Raw genomic sequence first — 17,635 nt, 5'->3', positions numbered from 1 at the left:
TTGGTCCTCCAGCTAATGCTAATCTTCTAGAATCTGATGGAAACCTCCTACCCTACCTATTTCATGACAGTTCCAATTTTTTAGCGCGGAATTCCGACAGCCTATCCACAATAGCCTGTTCACAAGCCTCATCCAGCGGTATAGCTGCGTCTGCATAGCGAGCTAACTCTTTATGGTCACCAATCATCACAGCATACTTGGCATGGCGGAACATCTCAACATCATTCGCATCATTACCGAATGCAATATACTCTTTTTCCATAATTCCGACTTCTTGGAGTGCACTCCATTTATCGATGCCAGGCGGGCTTATATCCACGATACCTTCCCCTTGATGACGATGGACACGAAGTCCTAGCTTTTCTGCCTCGGAAGCTACTTGCTGTTGATCAGCAGAATCTATAATAAGAATTTTCACTATCTGCCCCAGATCCTCCAATTGTACTTCTTCAGCCAAACCATCTGGATCAACTCTCGACTTTATCGGATGAGCTGGGTCTCCAGTATAAGCATAGTTCCACTCTCCATCTACCAAGTAACTGGCTTCGTATGTTTCTATCATTTTCCTCATCGCATTCAATTGAACTGGTGAAAATGCACGAGAGAAAATTATCTTCCCGTCTTTGGAGATTAAGGAGCCATTGCCTCCTATCAGCGTAATGGCATGAAAGTGCTGATCGATAACAGGAAGTAAATCCCGGATCGGCCTGGCAGATGCAAAAATCACTTGATGTCCATTCTGTTCGAGCTCTTTCAGCATATCCATTATGTGCTTCGTAACCGGTTTACCTTTAAAGCAGATGGTGCCGTCCAAATCAAAGATGAAATTCATTTGTTCCCCTCCAAAATCAAAGCCATGTGAATTTCTGCTATGTATGTTTCTCCTAATTTTAATGCATGCTCCTCGAATCCAAATTGCTGGAACCCCGCCTGCTCATACACGTGTTTTGCCACTGGATTCGTAGCTGCTACAACAAGATTTATCTTCTCGATGCCTGCTCGCTCACGGCCTACCTGGATCATTTTTGTGATAAGCATTTTCCCAAGCCCTTTTCCTCTTGTCTCCGGGGCCAAATACACTGCCACCAAGTCAGCACGATGCCGCAGTTTCGCAGGCGTTTCGTATCTTAGCGTTGCATTGCCAGCAAGCTTACCGTCCACAAATATCCCATAGGTTTCTGCATCCTGGCTCTCCAAATTACCTTTCACCTTTCCGATTGGATCTTCCTGTTTTATCGCATCCTCATAAGATGTACCGAATGCATCTGGATGGTTTTGCAATGCTTGTAATCTTAATTCCCAATATGCTTCCGCATCCGTGGCAGTCAATTTTCTTATTTTCATAGACTTTCTCCCCCTCACAAGATTCCTAAGTTCAACCTACTCTGCTTTTACTAGAAAAGCATAGGTGACATCGCCCTGCTCCCATTGCCCAGAAATACGGTAAACATAGTTATCTTTAGGCTCGGGAAGTTTCAGCTGCAAATCATTCATCTGTAATTCCTCCCACCTTCCTCCCTCACTCTTCCCTTCGATTTCAATAACTTCTGGCGGACTGTCAAATTCCAACTCGATATTCCCTCCGGATACAGCACGCAGCCCTTGATCTTCATCCAGATCTTCTGCTGGGTCGGCAGCATCCACGCAAACAGCTTTGCCATTTTCATTCCAGCAGTAACCGCCACGCATGGCAGTAATCACTTCTTCGCCCGTATGCACTTTCAAATCTGGCGGCGTAGGCTCTGATGGATTTTCATTCCTTTGAAAAATTAGAAGCAGTACAACACTAGCAAACAGTACACCGCTCACAAACACGATAGTTTTTTTATAATTCATCGCCAATCCCCCTTTCTTTATTTTAAACGAAATCATCCATTTTTTGGTTTAAGATTCCTCTTGGAATAAAGAATCAAAGTATCAACTACTGTTTTCCATCATCTGCAATACAATTAGAAAAAGAATGCCTCTGCTGTAATTTTTAGCAGAGGCATTTCTTTTCATATGGACGCTTATTTATTATTCGCAAATAGCTTGATAAACCTCTCCATGACCGGTTGGATTTCAGATTGAATAGCTTCCATGACAACTGATAAATGCATGGTATCTTCATTTGCTAACAGGCTTTTCAAGCGTTTAACAGCAGCGATGGATACTTCTGTATTTACGTTTATCTTGCAAATCCCTGAGTTGATTGTCTTTAGAATCGTTTCATGCGGAGTACCAGATCCACCGTGCAGAACTAACGGAATATCAACACGTTTTTTTATATCTTCAAGTAAATCCAGGTCAATGTTCGGCTCTCCTTGATACATTCCGTGGACCGTACCAATAGCTGCAGCTAAGAAATCCACACCTGTGGCTTTGACAAACTCCTCTGCTAACTTCGGATCAGTTAGTGATCCCGTTCCCTCTTCCTCATCAGAAAACGCTCCTCTTGCCATCGAGCCGATTTCTGCTTCCACCGATACTCCTGCTAAATGGGCTATCTCTACTATCTCTTTTGTATATTTTATATTATTTTCCAGGTCATGTTTCGAACCGTCATACATAACAGAATTAAACCCAGCGCGTATTGCCCGGATGATTGTTTCTTTTTCGTAAGCATGATCCAGATGCAAACTTACCGGAACGGAGCTTTTGCGCGCGAGACCTTTTACCATCTCGGCAAATCCATCTATATCGACCGCTGGCACATACCGCTCTCCCAGCGCGATAATCACTGGACTGCCAGCAGCTTCGGCTGCCGCAATAGCAGCCTGAACTGTTTCCAAACTATATACATTAAAAGCCGCGACAGCATAACCGTTTCTCTGTGCATCCTGCAGCATTGCTTTTGTATCCATTAACATATTTATCTTCCTTTCTATTACATAAACAAATCTAATAATAAAATGCATAGCAGACCGACAACAGAAATGATTGTAACGCTTACAGACCAGGTTTTAATCGTCTTGCCGATAGACAAATTAAAGTATTCTTTGTAGATCCAAAAACCAGCATCGTTGACATGGGAGAAAGTGATGCTTCCCGCACCTGCAGCCAATGCCATTAATTCCGGACTTGCACCGGCACCGGCCAATGGAGCCGCAATTCCAGCCGCTGTGAGTCCGGCAACAGTTGCCGATCCCAGCGAAACTCGGAGAACAGCCGCAATCAACCATGTTAAAATGATTGGTGAGAATCCTGAACCTTCCATGAAACCTGCAATATACTGATCTACTTCACTATCAATCAAAATCTGCTTAAAAGCACCGCCACCCCCGATAATCAAAAGAATCATCGCAATAGAGGCAATCGATTCCGCTATCGTATTCATGACATCTTCAATCGAGCGCCCATTATTCAGACCAAAGGTGAATACGCCCAGGATGACAGCAATCAACAATGCAATAGAGGGATCTCCGATGAATCCGACATACTTCAGTAAACTGGAATCAGGATAGAAGATTTCCATGAATGCATAAATGAACATTAAAATAACCGGGATTAGCGCTGTGAAGATACTGATTCCGAAACCTGGCATTTCATCATCTGCCAGCCGTTTTGAGTTAAATAGTTTCTTAGGAATATCGCTTTGCAGATTTTCCATTTTAAACATGCGTGTATAAAGCACACCACCTATAAAGATAGAAGGGATGGCTATGATCAGACCAATCAACAGCATGATGCCGATATTTGCATCAAAGATAACAGCAATCGCAGTCGGTCCGGGATGAGGGGGAACGAATCCGTGCACGGTAATCAATGCCGCTGCAACAGGCATTCCAATATATAAAACCGGTAGATTAGCGCCAATTGCCACTGTGAAGACAAGCGGGATGATGACGATGAATCCGGTTTCATAAAACATAGCAATTCCAACGATAAATGCTGTAACAACTAACGCTGTCTGTACTTTATTTTGACCGAAACGCGCAATCAATGTATCCGCTATACGCTGGGCTCCGCCTGAATCAGCCATCAGTTTTCCAAGCATGGTCCCAAAACCTAATACAAGCGCTAGGTCTCCAAGCGTGGAACCAATTCCATTTTTCACTGACTCAAGGGCTTCAATGGGATGCATCCCTTCCAAAATTCCGACTAACAGTGCCACAATCACAAGCGATATGAAAGCGTTTAATCTAAAGACCGTAATAAGCAGCAAAAGCAGCGCCACTCCGATACATATATATACAATTGGCATAGTGTACCTCCTCGTTTGTCAGGCAGTACATCCCATTACGGGAAAGTACTGCCCTTATGTCAATACGCCAGTTCCTCTACTACTTCTTTCAAGGTAGTGACTTCGCCCACGTTACCCGGGAAGATCACATAAGCGAGGCCCGGGAACCTGCTTTCGTCTCCAGTCACCCATACTGGAATGCCCGGCTTAATCTGCCCTGCCACCGTTGCACGTTTAACCGCCAGGCCATTCACACCGATATCACTGGAGGTGATACCGCCTTTTGCAACAATGAATTTAGGACGTACGCTTAAGGAAGTTACGATATTAGTAACAGCTTTTGAGATTTTCACTGACAGCAGTAATTCTTCCTCTTTTTTGCCCGGGCCAAGATCCAATCGTTCCCTCCGGGTATAAACAGCAACTGTTCTTCCCTGTTTGATAAGCGTTTCTGCCTCTTTCAGTACCCGATTGAATTCCTCGCCGAAGGCCTTTTCCTCCAATACTAAATGCGTGTTGAATTCGATAAAATGAAGGGCATCCAATTTCTTTAATTGTTCGAGTTGCTGGGTCGTTTTCTTCACATGGGAACCTACCAAAACCAGCCCGCCATTTTCCGCATTCTCTTGAATCAGATCTTGCTTTGATAAGAGCGCGCGGTCAGAAACCCCGCCGATCACTTTGGTCAGCGATGCTGCTGTGCGGAACATGAATTTCTTGCCAGCGTTCATAGCGCGGATGAGGGCAGTCACAGCTATCTGCACATCTACATAATCGACTGCATTTATGACAACCTTATTGAAATCTTCCACCTGCATTAATTGATCTAAAAGCCCATCAATGTCCAGTGCCCGAATTTTATCCAGTGATAGATATGTAACCTTATCTGCCTGATATTTTCCTTCTGTTTTTTCCTCCACCCACTTGCCAAGATGGGAATGTGTAAAGCCAAATGTCCGGTCTTTGGCAAACTCGGTCATACCAGCCGGAATCAAGCTGTTCCCACTTTGAACATAATGGATATTATCAAGCGTATAGCGTCCCCCTTCCTTGAAGAAAGGAAAGATGACCTCTCCATCAAACTTGTCACCGCTTACTTTTTCCACTGTCTGTTTCAGTACTTCTGTTTCCAACGGATAGTGCCCTCTAAGGGTGGAATCCCCGCGGCTAATAATGATAAAATCTTTATCTTCTTCTTTGGCAACCGCCGAGATGACAGACGCGATGTCCTGATGCACTTGCTCTGTTTCTTTAGCAGTAAAAGCCCTGGAATTCGTAAGGATAAAGAACATGCTGTTGGTTTCTTTAAATCCGGCACGAATACTTTCTGCCGTCCAATCGGTGTACACGGAAATATCATGAATGGTTTGTACCCCTGTCGGATCATCATCCAATACAATGATTTTCTTGTTAAAGGATTGCAGTGCCTCATCCAGCTGCTGCTTTGCTTTTGATCCATCCACTTTTCCAAATCGCTTCAGCTCATCGACTTGACGCTCGGTTTGCTCTCCTATCATGTTACTTCCTCCCTACTTCTACGTGGGCGAGTTTTTCGTAATATTGCACAATGCCACCATGGTCATCCGTTGCTTTTCCATCTGCTTTCAGTGCATGGAAAATCTCAAGCAGCTGACTTGTAAGCGGAAGCGGAACGCCAATGCTGTGAGCTGTATCCATCACATTGGTAATATCTTTCAAATTAATATCAATCCTGCCGCCTGGTTTGAAGTTGCGATCGAGAATCAGTGGTACCTTTGCATCCAGAACGGTACTGCCAGCGAGGCCTCCTCTGATTGCCTGATACATTTTTTCTATATCAATATTCGCTTTTGCTGCTAGTACAAGCGCCTCAGACATGGCTGCAATATTTAAATTCACTATTATTTGGTTTGCAAGTTTTGCTGTTGCACCGCTGCCATTATCTCCTACCAGGACGGTCTCAGCTCCGACAATGTCAAAGATATGCTTAGTTGCTGCAAAATCCTTTTCTTTTCCCCCTACCATGATTGATAGGGTTCCATCTATAGCTTTTGGCTCTCCTCCGCTGACTGGCGCATCCATCATACGTATGCCTTTCTCCTTCAATGCAGCTGCGATTTCCACGCTGTCGACCGGAGATAGTGAGCTCATATCAATGACAATTGAGTCCGCTTTGGCAAATGAAGCTACACCATTTGCTCCCAAAACGACATCTTTTACATGCTTTGCGCTAGGCAACATCGTAATCACAACGTCAGTATTTTCTACTGCTTCCTGGATGGATAGCGCTGGTTTTGCTCCTACTGCTGCCAACTGCTCGACAGCCGTCTTATTGATATCAAAAGCGGTTACATTTTGACCTGCTTTTATTAAATTCAATGCCATCGGTTTCCCCATAATCCCAAGTCCAATAAAGCCTATGTTTGATTTCATGATGATTTGTTCGCCTCCGAGAAAGTATTGAATACGTTTGCATTCTTAATTTAAACACAATTATATTATTTTGTATACAATTTATCTATATATTGTATACATTTTTTATTTTTTTGCTTTGATTTCTAGTGTGTTTGTCTTTTTACCAGGATTTGATATGATGATGGTAAACCCTGCAGATTCAATCCGTATGGGAAACTTAAGGTGGAGAAATATGAAAATGGACAAGAAGAAAGCTGTGCAGCAATCTTATGAAATGGTACGGGATAAGATATTGAACGGTCAGCTGCAAAGCGGAGAAAAAATTACAGAAGAAAAATTAGCCGCTGACCTCGGTTTCAGCAGAACGCCAATCCGTGATGCGATCAAAAGATTGGAATACGAAGGCTTAATCATCAATAAAAAGGTAGTAAAACCTACTGATAAAGATTTACGGAATATTTTTCAGGTTCGTATGCTTTTGGAAGGATATAGCGCCCGCTGTGCTGCAATCTATTCTTCCGCAAATCAGCTATCGACATTGGCTGAATGTGTAGAAATAGGTAAAACAGGCTCTTATGATGAGATCATGGATGCCAATGAAAAATTCCATCAAATAATTGTCCAAACCAGCGGTAACGATAGATTAATTGATACTATTAACCGCATGCAGAGTATTATCTATTTATTCCGTAAGACAGTGGTATTTTATAACCGTCCTTTTCTTATTGAGGAGCATGAAGATATTTTTAGCGCGATAAGAGACAGACAACCGGAACGAGCGGAAGAATTAATGAAACAGCATTTGGAAAAAGATCTCGACTTCTGTCTGCATCTGATCAATAGTCAAAATTAAAAAGGAGAACCGCGGATTAGCGGTTCTCCTTAAATTACTAATGAGGCGTATGGTTTTAGTCTGCATCGCTGGAATAGATACCAATTGCAAAATGATTCTTCGTTTCTTAGCTGCGCCATTTCAAACCATTCTACTGACCTCTCTTCCTCAACCCAGATAATAGCCTTCAAATAAACGACCACCAAACGGCTTCAAGCACTCATCTGCTAGCTGTACCATGGCTCGCTTATCATGCAACTGATAAAATGCTGTTAAACTATGTTCAAACCGACTGGCCAATTCCGGATCCAAATCATGAAGCTCCCGGAACATCCATTTGCCGGAACCTATCCAGTGCTTGCTTGTGCGAAGCTTGAAGACTGCCAGGTCATGAACGATGCTGTTAGCTAGAAAATAGGCTTCCCCACCATCCTCTTTATCCAAAAAGTCGTCTATCAAGTTCGTGATCATATAGCGATGATGTTGTATTATCTGATCGCTCCAAGGCAAAGGCCCGGTGGCGAGAACCCGTCTTGCTTCAGCTTGCATCTCATCAACAGCAGAAGATGGTTTCAAGACAATAGCTTCGCTCGCCATCCTTGGTAATGATGGAATTCCACGCATTGCATCACTGCTAAAGAAATCGATATACGCATCACCTGTATAGACGAACGCCTCGACCGGCCAGTCAAGGAAACGAACTGATTTCCTATAGGCACTATTCTTGCCTGCATACAGTATGATGATATCCAAATCGGATGTCGCAGTAGCTTCCCCTCTGGCACAACTTCCCGCAAGCAAAGCGCCATCACAATCAGGATGGGCAGTGTCAATATAGTCTTTTGCCGCTTCAACCGGCTTCTTCATAAAAATTCCTCATTTCCGTTTGACGTCTGTATCCAGTATCTGTATAATGAGCATACAACAAAACAGAAGCGTTGATAAGGACAAGATGCACGCGCCTCTTTCTTTCAGAGAGTGAAGGAATTTGCTGGAACCTTCACAGAAAAGCAGATGCATTACCACCTTGGAGCTATTACGGGGAAACTTTAGTATCCGTAATCGGGAAGACCGTTATCGTATTTTGGAGCATCAGCTATATGCTGATGAAATTAGGGTGGAACCACGACCGCAATCGTCCCTTTAGGGAGATGACTGCGGTCTTTTTGTTTATCATTTTATATTTAAAACGCAATGCGAAGGACATGATTCCGATCATCCCTCTCCTGACAGAAAGCAGGGTCACCGGCTGAGAGCCCTGCAGGAAGAGCAATCCGAATTACCACCTTCAAGCTATAGCGGGGAAGTCACAGTATCCGCTATCGGTAGAACCGTTATCTCATACAAGCGCCTATACACTGGCGGAAATTTGGGTGGAACCACGACCACAATCGTCCCGATCATGGGAGGATTGTGGTCTTTTTTATATTCTAAGGAGGAATTTATCATGAACAAACAAGCAGAAGCAGAAAAACGGAACCATCGTAAACTAGGTCAGCAGCTCGAGTTATTCCTGAGCATGGAAGAAGCACCAGGCATGCCTTTCTTCTTGCCAAAGGGAATGGTACTGCGCAATAAACTGGAGGAACTGTGGAAAGAAAAACATGCGCAAGCTGGATACGATGAAATCAAGACACCGATCATGATGAAGCAGCAGCTTTGGGAGCAGTCCGGCCACTGGGATCACTATCACGAAAATATGTATTTCTCAGAAGTGGATGATCAGCGCTATGCCATCAAACCGATGAGCTGCCCTGGTGCTGTGCTGATTTATAACAGCAAGCTCCGCAGCTATCGGGACTTGCCTATGCGTTATGCCGAATTGGGGCTGGTGCACCGCCATGAATTGTCCGGCTCACTCAACGGGCTGCTTCGAGTCAGATCATTCACACAAGACGATGCGCATCTGTTCGTCCGTGAAGATCAAATTGAACAAGAAGTGGAAAAAGTCCTTCATTTGATTGATGATTTCTACAGCCTGTTCGGCTTCTCTTATGAAGTGGAGCTATCCACTCGTCCAGAAGACTTCATGGGCTCACCTGCTGTTTGGGATAAAGCGGAAGCAGCCCTGGAAAATGTACTCAAACGACAAGGAATTGCTTATAAAGTGAACGCCGGTGATGGTGCATTTTATGGACCGAAAATCGATTTCCACATTCTCGACAGCCTCGGACGCAGCTGGCAATGCGGTACTGTGCAGTTAGATTTTCAGATGCCGGACAAATTCGACTGCAGCTATATCGATCAGGAGAACAGCCGCAAACAGCCGATCATGATCCATCGCGCTATCTATGGATCAATCGAACGCTTCATGGCCATACTCATCGAGCATTATGCAGGGGACTTCCCGTTCTGGCTGGCACCTGTCCAAGCAAGTATCTTACCGATCAGTGATGGGCATGCAGATTATGCCAGGGCCGTTGGCGAGGCACTTCAAAAGGCAGGCTACAGGGTATCCGTTGATGACCGCTCGGAGAAAATCGGATTGAAAATACGGGAAGGATCACAGCAGAAAGTTCCTTACCTGCTTATCGTCGGAGATAACGAGATGCAGAACAAGACAGTTGCTGTCCGAAAGCGTCCGGAAGGAAATATCGGGGAAATGTCTTTGGAGAATTTGATTGAACGGTTTGAAGCATAAGAAAAAGCGGATGCTCTAAGTAGCATCCGCTTAAAATATGCTAATCAATTCCTTTGTATAATCATGACGGCCATTATCATAAATGTCATCTTTCTGGAATACATCAAGTATTTCGCCATCTTTCATTACAGCAATGCGCTGACAAAGCTGATAAACAGCAGCCAAATCATGTGAAATGAACAGATACGACATACCGAGTGTTTCCTGGAGGGATGCCAGTAGCTCTAATATTGCTCCCTGTGAAAGGACGTCAAGGCTTGCTGTTGGTTCATCAAGGACAATCAGCTTAGGTTCTATGCTGATAGCACGCGCAATCGTCACGCGCTGTTTTTGTCCGCCGCTCAGTTCATGCGGATAACGATCACCAAGCTCTTTCGGCAACTCTACTGTTTCAAGCAACTGCTTGACAAATACTTGTTTGGAAGTGAATTGAAAGTGCTCCAACTGGAGCTCATCCTGAAATTGCAAATACGGATCCAACAATGAATCTTTGATTTTCAACTTCGGGTTCAAAGAGGCAGTTGGATTTTGGAAGACAGTCTGTACGTTTCGACGATAGTCTCGAAGATCTTTCCTGGTGGCATTTGCAAGAGACTTTTCATTAAATATAATGGACCCGCCTTCAACTTTTTCCACACCTAACAAACAGCGAGCCAGTGTACTTTTGCCGCATCCGCTTTCTCCTACCAAACCTAAGCTTTCACCCTTGGCAATGGAAAGAGACACATCATTGACTGCCAGTTTGCCAGGATGATAGCTTTTTTTCAGATTATTGATTTCGATAACGGTCATGACTTGCTTACCTCCCTGACGCGCATGGGCAATGTCGGGGCAGCTTGGATCAGCTGCTTCGTATACGCATGTTCCGGCTGGTGGATGAGCTTTTGTTTTGTTCCGACTTCAATGATTTTCCCATCTTTCATAACCGCAATCTTATCAGAATAACGAACAACATGGCGCCAATCATGTGTAATGAATAGGATCGCACAGCCTGTCTTCTGCTGAAGCTCCTGCAGCAAGGAAAGTATTCTGTGCGCAGATACACTATCAAGTGCAGTTGTTGCTTCGTCGGCAATCAAAATATCAGGTTCCAAGAGAAGCGCAAGCGCAATGGACGCACGCTGCAGCTGGCCGCCGCTCAGCTGGAATGGATACCGCTTAACAAAATCGGCGTCCAGGCCAACCGATTCCAATGCCTCTTTTGCCATACTGTTACGCTTTTGCTTTTCTTTCACGCCATGTGTTTGCAAATATTCATCCATATGCTGCTGGATTGTCAAAAATGGTGTGAAAGAGCCGTGATAGTCCTGGAAAATATAACTGATCGCCTTTCCTCGAAGCTGGTTCATTTCCGTCTTTGAACATTCAAGAATATTGCTGCCTTGGTAGTTTACACTGCCAGAAGCTCGTAAATTGGGTCCGAGCAGCTGACCAATCGCTTGTGATAGCATCGTTTTACCGCTGCCGCTTTGACCTACGAGGGCAAACCATTCACCTTTATCGATGGTTAGACTGACATGATTGACAATCGTTTTCTCACCATGCGATACGGTTAGATCTTTAATCGATAAAATCATGGCTGCACCTCCTTTTTCACATCGAATTTATCTCGTAAATAGTCACCGAGGACATTTGCCACTAACACTACCGCAACGATGGCCAGTCCAGGATAAACCATCATTTCTGGGTTTGCTTGGAAATAAGGTCTGGATTCATTGAGCATGGCTCCCCACTCTGGTGTTGGCGGCTGTGCCCCAAGACCGATATAAGACAGCGAGGAAATGAGCAAAATGATCTTGCCAAAATCCAAACTGGACAGTACGAGGACATTTCCGATAATATGCGGCAGCAGATGTCTGCGCATCATCGTAAATGTGGACAAACCATTGATTCTGGCAATGGTGATATAGTCTTTTTGCACTTCCGTCAGCACCGTACTGCGTACCATCCGGGCATAGTTGACCCATTTCACAAGAACGATGGCAAACAGCAAATTCCCGATACCTGGTCCCAGAAGACCACTTAGCACAATGGCAATCACTGTATCCGGGAAAGCAAGGAAGCCATCGGCAATTCGCATGAATAACCGATCGACCCAGCCACCCCTCAATCCAGCAAGCAGGCCGAATGGTACACCGATGATAACTGCTGCCGCCAAAGCAATCAAACTATAGCCGACAGTCAGACGGAAGCCGAGCAAGAGCCGCGTCAGCACATCCCGGCCCAAGTGATCCGTCCCCATCGGGTGTTCCCATGAAGGGGATGCCAACCGGTTCCCAACATCTGTCATCGTGGCATCATGCTTCAAGTAAAGAAACGTGTATGCCACCACTGCCAATAACAGAAGCAAAAGCGCACTGATCAGCCAGATCTTGGTCTTCTTTATTTTTTTCTGAGAAAGAGCTATAACACTCATCTAGCTGAGCTTCCTTTCTTTTAATCGGAGTTCAGGATTTACATATCGATAAGATAGATCCACTAATGTATTCACAACAAATACGATAGCCGCCATCAGGACGATATAGCCTTGAATCAGCGGATAATCACGCTGGCGGATAGAATCAACGACAAGCTTTCCCACACCAGGATAAGCAAACAATACTTCCACCACGACCACACCGCCAATCAAACTGCCCAGGCTGACACCGAATACGGTGATAACAGGCGGCAAACTATATCGGAAAGCATGCGAGAAGAAGATGCGCCTTTCTGAAATACCGCGCGCTCTCGCAGCACGGACAAACTCCTGACCTAAAGAGTCCAGCAGACTGGAACGGAGCAGCCGCACATAAACACCTGCGATGGCAAGTCCCAATGTCACTGCTGGCAGCACAAGGGACAGCAAACTGTCACGTCCCATTGTCGGGAACCAGCTCAGCCTCACCGCAAACATATCAATCAAGATAAGCCCAAGCCAAAAGCTTGGAACTGCTGCACCGATGATGGAAAAATAACGGCTGATATGGTCGATCCAGCTATCCTTATACAGAGCGGAGAGGGATCCCAATGGAATCGCGACCAGCAGCATGACGATCAAAGAACCGATGGTCAGCTCCAATGTAGCCGGAAGTCCAGTCAGCAGCATCTCCAAAACCGGCTGACTCGTAATATAGGAGTTACCAAAATCAAGTTGAAGGAAATCCAACAGCCACTTCCCATATTGAACAAGTAATGGATCATTGAAACCCATATCTTCCCTAAGTGCGTCCACCTGCTCTTGGCTTACATTCAATTCATCCACATTCAGGATGGTAAGTGCCGGATCACCTGGTGCAAGGCGAAGGAAAAGGAAACTGAAGAAAGTGACGAATAAGACAAACAGCACGACCTCCAGCAGCCGCCTCCCAATAATACGAACCATCACTTCACATCCAATTGATTTGTAATCATATAATACTCGCTTCTTGTCGTAACCCAGTTCTTCACTTTCGTTTCATCGTAAGCAACAAGTGTGTCTGGATAAATCACAAATGAATTGATTTGATTTTCATCTACATAGTTGGCAGCCGCTTCTGCTAGTTCCGCCCGCTTCTCTGTATCTACTGTTACATTTAATTCATCGATGATCTTCGTCAGCTCTGGTTCATCTGCACCGCTGAAATTCAATGCCCCATCTGGGTGATACGTAGCATTCAAGTAATAGCCTGCATCCCCGCGAGGAGCTGTCAGGTTACTATATGTGGCCAAATCCCAATCCCGATTTGCTGCCATGTATTCTTCCGGAATCTCGATTTGACGCAGCTCTACTTCAATTCCAAGTTTTTTTGCATCCGATTGGAATATTTGTGCAATCAATGGAAGATCAGCTCTTGCGGAATATGTCAGCATGGTAAGCTCAAGAGGTTCCCCATCTTTCTGCATCTTGCCGTCCACCAAGGAATAGCCTGCTTTTTCAAGATATTCCTTTGCCACATCTTCTCCCGTTTCATGTTCACTATAGCTTGGCGCAAATGGCAACGAATCAGGGAATGGACCTTTTGCCGGCTGTGCATATCCAAGCAGCACAGAATCTGCAATTTCCTCTCGATCAATCAAGGCATCCAATGCTTTACGAACATTTACATCCTTAAGAGCTTCTCGCTCCATATTCATCGTCAGCTGGTGAACGCGGAAGGTCTCCGTTGATTCAACCTTTATGCCATCCTTTGCTTCCAAGCTCTCGATACTTTCTGTTTCCGGACGAAATACAACATCCGCATTGCCCGACTCCAATGCTAAGGAGCGTGCATTTGCATCTTCATTAAAGGAGAATGTCACAGAATCAAGTTTTGCTTTTTCATCCCAATAATCTTCATTGCGAACAAGCTCCAATTTGCTGCCAGGCGTGAAGGATTCCAGTTTAAAGGGGCCTGTCCCAATTGGGTTATTTACAAAGTCGCCTGCTTCAACATCAATAATCGATACATTTGGATTTACAAGTTCAGAAACGAATTCTGGAAACGCCTGCGTATTCATGATATGCAATGTCCTATCATCTGTTGCTTCGATAGAATCAATTTTCAATGCGTTCTGGATAGCTACGTTATCCTTCAAAGATCTCTCCAATGATGCTTTCACCGCTTCCGCATCCATCGGTTCACCATTCTGGAAGTTGATGCCTTCACGAAGCTTGATCGTCCATTCTCTTCCTTCATTTGTGCCTTCCCAGCTCTCGGCCAACCACGGTTCGATCGTCAACGTTTCTTCATTCAATCGCACCAACGTTTCTGTCATACCGGCACGCAAAGGTACATAGCTGGAATCCACATTCGGATCCAAGGAATTCGTCGCGAAATTATAAACGAAGGTCAGATGCTTCTTGTCCCCTTCCGAACCGGCATTATCCGTACATGCTGCAAGCAGCAAGATAAGTACCGCTATCCCCATAGTCTTTAATAATAACTTTCTCATCCGTATTCCTCCTTCAACCTCTATATATATGTATTAAATTTCGTAATGATTACGTTTTGTATGTTATCGTAACGATTACGTTTTGTAAAGTAAATTTTTTCAAAAAAATAGCCCCGTTAATCGGAGCTATCTTCCGTAGGTGCTAACTCGTCCTCGGTCAGCCACTTATGGTTCTTTACTTCTTCCCCTGTAGCAGTCGACTTGTAATCCACCATATACACGGTCGTATCTTCCACTTTTTCTACAATCGCTGTGGCACCTTTCATCCCTTCCATATGATCAGCCTCTAGCGTTGCCTCGATTCCTGGCTCAAGCGGCTGCTCATCCGCTTCCTTCAGCTCTTCCTGGATGACCCAGCGATGGTTATCAACATGCTTGCCACCATTCGTTGGTGTATATGTGACTTCATAAGCATATGTATCAAATGCACCGATAATGGTTGCCTCTGCACCTTTCATCCCTTCCATATGATCGGCTTGGATGATTGCTTTGCTGCCAGGCGGGTACTTCGGATCCTCTGCTTCCTTAAGACCCTCCGGTAATTCTCCCGATTCATCATGCTGCATATGTTCCATTTCATTGGCACCTTGGCTATCTTGCGTTTGCTGTTCGTCATTGCCGCATGCGCTGAGCATGAAAACTGCCCCAAGCAGAATCATCAATATCCTCATTTGATTATCCTCCTTTTCTAGCACTAGTATGTATCACAATCTCATTTCCCTATACCCTTTCAAATACGCAGAAAACGCAGCAATGCTGACACACAAAAAGGACAGTCTGCTGACTGCCCTAGAGGGATCTTGTAATGACCTGCTTGTAATAAATCACAGACAGAGCACCAAATATGGAATATAGCAGTGTATAAACAACCATTACAGCCAGCATCGGAATCCATAGAGATGAACCGAACCAAAACCAGCCAGACTTCACAGCGAAATAACTATGTGACAAGCCAATCAGTAATGGGATGCCAAAGTTGAAAAGCTGTTTATGTACGATGCCTTTTCTTAGATCCGTTTTGGTATAGCCTATCTTGCGGAGAACGGTGTAAGTTTGCTGTTCGCTGTCACCTTCATCCATCTGCTTGATATACAAAATGCTGCCAGATGTAATGAGGAATGCCAGACCAAGGAATCCGACGATGAACAAATACAGTCCCATCTGCATCTTCTGCTGAGTCTCTGATAACTCTTTTGAAACAGCGTTGTCCTCAAATTGCTGCTTCTGGAATAACCGAGCAGCACCCACTTTATCCCTATCATCCTGTACAATTATTTTAATAAAGGATTGTGATATGACAGAAGGAAGCTCTTGCAGCTGCCTATAATCCGCTTCATTTAAAATGCCAATTGGAGCACCAAAGGAGAGGAATGAAGGTACTTGGTAAGTGTCATGAATGTCTACCAATTCCAGGGTACGTTCGGCTTCTCCTAAAAAGTGCACCTCTCCGGGCTGGAACTTCAACGAGCGCTTTAATCGATCACTTTGACCTGTTAGTACCATCTGTCCACCCGACAGATCCATGCCTACTTGACTATCTGGTATAACCAAGAACTGCTGCTCCGCTGTAATACCTGCACCCTTCCCAAGTATACCAGTCAAATCTGCACTCAGCTCTAGTGTTGACGTTTCCTTTGTCTGTACCTGAATGCCTGATTCGTTAAGCACATGTTCAAATGTATTGGCATCCTCCTTTGCGAGAAAGACAAAGTCTGCTCCGGCAGTCAGCGCATCTCCATCCTTGCCTACAGAATAGTACGTAATATAACCCAGCGATAGAAATCCGATTGCCAGTGCAGACACTGTGGTGATGACAGTGAGCAAGAAAGCATTTGTCCGCATCCGGAACATGATGCTCCCTAATGAAAGTACCTGCTTAATTGAAAGATACCCACCCTTACGTTTACGAAAAAGCATCAGGAGGAACGTAACGGACCCTTTAAAGAAAAGATATGTACCGGCAATACAGGATGTCAGGATGATCAGCATCTGCACCATCAACTCATTCGTAGCATCAAAGTCACCGCTGAACAGCCTTGTAGACAAATAGTATCCGAATAAGATAAAGAGCATTCCAGCTATACCGATTATCATTTGCCACCAGGTAATGCGCTTCCCAGCCGTTTCGGAAGTATCTCGTACAAGAAAAAGAGAAAGCAAGGTCTGCCTCTTTATCTGGAAACTAGTTATGATCATCAATAATAAGTAGAGTAAACTGAATACAAGAATGGTCCATCTTAACGCCAAAGTGGAAAAATTCAGTTCCGCAATGGTTTCAAGCCCTGTCAATTTGTAGAGAATCATTGTGAGCAGTTTGGATTCCAAATACCCTGCAAAGACCCCCAAAAGTAAACTCCCCAAATATAAAATTGCATTTTCTATGGCCAGCATAAAAGCTATCCGGCGCTTTGCCATTCCGACCAACTGGTACAAACCGATTTCCTTCGATCTGCGATTGATTAAAAGTCGATTGGCATAGATAAGAAAAACGGCTACAACCCACAACAGCATAATGGAGGCTACCTTTATTGCTGCACTGACTTTTATCGAATCTTCGATTGAGCCCATAGAAGCATCAAACTGCAGTGTCAGAAATGCAAAATACAGTCCAACGCTGAATACAAGAGCAAAAAAATAAAGTCCATAGTGGCGTAAATTTCTTTTTGTATTGCGATAGATCAATTGGTAGATCGACATATTACTTGCCTCCAAGTAA

Annotated in this window: 17 protein-coding genes and 1 other annotated feature; of the genes, 2 read left to right on the top strand and 15 right to left on the bottom strand. The window is 44.5% G+C overall.

What is annotated here, in order from left to right; translation table 11 throughout:
- Positions 1-61: 61 nt before the first annotated feature.
- The 7 genes from AB1K91_RS00850 to garR form a co-directional block, all read right to left on the bottom strand.
- A complete protein-coding gene (locus AB1K91_RS00850; protein ID WP_413087442.1) occupies positions 62-832 on the bottom strand; it encodes an HAD-IIB family hydrolase in 771 nt (256 codons plus the stop codon).
- Complete coding sequence (locus AB1K91_RS00845; protein ID WP_413087441.1) at positions 829-1,344, bottom strand: GNAT family N-acetyltransferase; 516 nt, start codon at positions 1,342-1,344, stop codon at positions 829-831. Before AB1K91_RS00845 ends, AB1K91_RS00850 begins: the two co-directional genes overlap by 4 nt.
- Before the next feature lie 36 nt (positions 1,345-1,380).
- Entirely contained in the window at positions 1,381-1,836 is a 456-nt protein-coding gene (locus AB1K91_RS00840) for a hypothetical protein (protein ID WP_413087440.1), read from the bottom strand.
- A gap of 173 nt (positions 1,837-2,009) precedes the next feature.
- On the bottom strand, positions 2,010-2,849 hold the full coding sequence (locus tag AB1K91_RS00835) for a class II fructose-bisphosphate aldolase (protein WP_413087439.1): 840 nt from the start codon (positions 2,847-2,849) through the stop codon (positions 2,010-2,012).
- Positions 2,850-2,866: 17 nt separating this feature from the next.
- A complete protein-coding gene (locus AB1K91_RS00830; RefSeq protein WP_093726231.1) occupies positions 2,867-4,183 on the bottom strand; it encodes a gluconate:H+ symporter in 1,317 nt (438 codons plus the stop codon).
- Between the two features lie 59 nt (positions 4,184-4,242).
- The gene (locus tag AB1K91_RS00825) at positions 4,243-5,679 is read right to left on the bottom strand and encodes a four-carbon acid sugar kinase family protein (protein WP_413087438.1); all 1,437 of its coding nucleotides are present in this window, start codon (positions 5,677-5,679) and stop codon (positions 4,243-4,245) included.
- Position 5,680: 1 nt separating this feature from the next.
- Complete coding sequence (garR, locus tag AB1K91_RS00820) at positions 5,681-6,574, bottom strand: 2-hydroxy-3-oxopropionate reductase (protein ID WP_413087437.1); 894 nt, start codon at positions 6,572-6,574, stop codon at positions 5,681-5,683.
- A gap of 214 nt (positions 6,575-6,788) precedes the next feature.
- Between garR and AB1K91_RS00815 the strand changes: the two genes are divergently transcribed.
- On the top strand, positions 6,789-7,409 hold the full coding sequence (locus tag AB1K91_RS00815; protein WP_413087774.1) for a GntR family transcriptional regulator: 621 nt from the start codon (positions 6,789-6,791) through the stop codon (positions 7,407-7,409).
- A gap of 147 nt (positions 7,410-7,556) precedes the next feature.
- Here the strand turns inward: AB1K91_RS00815 and AB1K91_RS00810 are convergent, their stop codons facing one another.
- The gene (locus AB1K91_RS00810; protein WP_413087436.1) at positions 7,557-8,255 is read right to left on the bottom strand and encodes a nucleotidyltransferase domain-containing protein; all 699 of its coding nucleotides are present in this window, start codon (positions 8,253-8,255) and stop codon (positions 7,557-7,559) included.
- Positions 8,256-8,317: 62 nt separating this feature from the next.
- Positions 8,318-8,534 (top strand) — a binding site (T-box leader).
- Positions 8,535-8,835: 301 nt separating this feature from the next.
- Here AB1K91_RS00810 and thrS point away from each other — a divergent pair.
- Positions 8,836-10,029 carry a threonine--tRNA ligase gene (gene thrS, locus AB1K91_RS00805; RefSeq protein WP_413087435.1) on the top strand — a complete coding sequence of 398 codons (1,194 nt, stop codon included), beginning with the start codon at positions 8,836-8,838 and terminating at the stop codon, positions 10,027-10,029.
- A 30-nt stretch (positions 10,030-10,059) separates the two neighbouring features.
- On the opposite strand, the gene AB1K91_RS00800 is transcribed toward thrS, so the two are convergent.
- The 7 genes from AB1K91_RS00800 to AB1K91_RS00770 form a co-directional block, all read right to left on the bottom strand.
- Entirely contained in the window at positions 10,060-10,821 is a 762-nt protein-coding gene (locus AB1K91_RS00800) for an ABC transporter ATP-binding protein (protein WP_413087434.1), read from the bottom strand.
- Entirely contained in the window at positions 10,818-11,606 is a 789-nt protein-coding gene (locus AB1K91_RS00795; RefSeq protein ID WP_413087433.1) for an ABC transporter ATP-binding protein, read from the bottom strand. Before AB1K91_RS00795 ends, AB1K91_RS00800 begins: the two co-directional genes overlap by 4 nt.
- Positions 11,603-12,445, bottom strand: a complete 843-nt coding sequence (gene nikC, locus AB1K91_RS00790) for a nickel transporter permease (protein WP_413087432.1) — start codon at positions 12,443-12,445, stop codon at positions 11,603-11,605. Before nikC ends, AB1K91_RS00795 begins: the two co-directional genes overlap by 4 nt.
- The gene (gene nikB, locus AB1K91_RS00785; protein ID WP_413087431.1) at positions 12,446-13,390 is read right to left on the bottom strand and encodes a nickel ABC transporter permease; all 945 of its coding nucleotides are present in this window, start codon (positions 13,388-13,390) and stop codon (positions 12,446-12,448) included.
- Positions 13,390-14,919, bottom strand: coding sequence for a nickel ABC transporter substrate-binding protein (gene nikA / locus AB1K91_RS00780; RefSeq protein ID WP_413087430.1), 1,530 nt, complete (start codon positions 14,917-14,919; stop codon positions 13,390-13,392). Before nikA ends, nikB begins: the two co-directional genes overlap by 1 nt.
- A 116-nt stretch (positions 14,920-15,035) precedes the next feature.
- The gene (locus tag AB1K91_RS00775) at positions 15,036-15,590 is read right to left on the bottom strand and encodes a YdhK family protein (protein WP_413087429.1); all 555 of its coding nucleotides are present in this window, start codon (positions 15,588-15,590) and stop codon (positions 15,036-15,038) included.
- A 118-nt stretch (positions 15,591-15,708) separates the two neighbouring features.
- Entirely contained in the window at positions 15,709-17,616 is a 1,908-nt protein-coding gene (locus AB1K91_RS00770) for an ABC transporter permease (RefSeq protein WP_413087428.1), read from the bottom strand.
- Positions 17,617-17,635 lie beyond the last annotated feature (19 nt).

This window comes from Terribacillus jepli, assembly GCF_047228925.1.
Taxonomy (GTDB): domain Bacteria; phylum Bacillota; class Bacilli; order Bacillales; family Amphibacillaceae; genus Terribacillus.
This window is presented reverse-complemented; position numbering and strand designations above follow the sequence as displayed.

Excerpts from the sequence above, each read along its gene's own strand:
- AB1K91_RS00850 (WP_413087442.1), bottom strand. The coding sequence starts at position 832 with ATGAATTTCATCTTTGATTTGGACGGCACCATCTGCTTTAAAGGTAAA.
- AB1K91_RS00845 (WP_413087441.1), bottom strand. The coding sequence starts at position 1,344 with ATGAAAATAAGAAAATTGACTGCCACGGATGCGGAAGCATATTGGGAA.
- AB1K91_RS00840 (WP_413087440.1), bottom strand. The coding sequence starts at position 1,836 with ATGAATTATAAAAAAACTATCGTGTTTGTGAGCGGTGTACTGTTTGCT.
- AB1K91_RS00835 (WP_413087439.1), bottom strand. The coding sequence starts at position 2,849 with ATGTTAATGGATACAAAAGCAATGCTGCAGGATGCACAGAGAAACGGT.
- AB1K91_RS00830 (WP_093726231.1), bottom strand. The coding sequence starts at position 4,183 with ATGCCAATTGTATATATATGTATCGGAGTGGCGCTGCTTTTGCTGCTT.
- AB1K91_RS00825 (WP_413087438.1), bottom strand. The coding sequence starts at position 5,679 with ATGATAGGAGAGCAAACCGAGCGTCAAGTCGATGAGCTGAAGCGATTT.
- garR (WP_413087437.1), bottom strand. The coding sequence starts at position 6,574 with ATGAAATCAAACATAGGCTTTATTGGACTTGGGATTATGGGGAAACCG.
- AB1K91_RS00815 (WP_413087774.1), top strand. The coding sequence starts at position 6,789 with ATGAAAATGGACAAGAAGAAAGCTGTGCAGCAATCTTATGAAATGGTA.
- AB1K91_RS00810 (WP_413087436.1), bottom strand. The coding sequence starts at position 8,255 with ATGAAGAAGCCGGTTGAAGCGGCAAAAGACTATATTGACACTGCCCAT.
- thrS (WP_413087435.1), top strand. The coding sequence starts at position 8,836 with ATGAACAAACAAGCAGAAGCAGAAAAACGGAACCATCGTAAACTAGGT.
- AB1K91_RS00800 (WP_413087434.1), bottom strand. The coding sequence starts at position 10,821 with ATGACCGTTATCGAAATCAATAATCTGAAAAAAAGCTATCATCCTGGC.
- AB1K91_RS00795 (WP_413087433.1), bottom strand. The coding sequence starts at position 11,606 with ATGATTTTATCGATTAAAGATCTAACCGTATCGCATGGTGAGAAAACG.
- nikC (WP_413087432.1), bottom strand. The coding sequence starts at position 12,445 with ATGAGTGTTATAGCTCTTTCTCAGAAAAAAATAAAGAAGACCAAGATC.
- nikB (WP_413087431.1), bottom strand. The coding sequence starts at position 13,390 with ATGGTTCGTATTATTGGGAGGCGGCTGCTGGAGGTCGTGCTGTTTGTC.
- nikA (WP_413087430.1), bottom strand. The coding sequence starts at position 14,919 with ATGAGAAAGTTATTATTAAAGACTATGGGGATAGCGGTACTTATCTTG.
- AB1K91_RS00775 (WP_413087429.1), bottom strand. The coding sequence starts at position 15,590 with ATGAGGATATTGATGATTCTGCTTGGGGCAGTTTTCATGCTCAGCGCA.
- AB1K91_RS00770 (WP_413087428.1), bottom strand. The coding sequence starts at position 17,616 with ATGTCGATCTACCAATTGATCTATCGCAATACAAAAAGAAATTTACGC.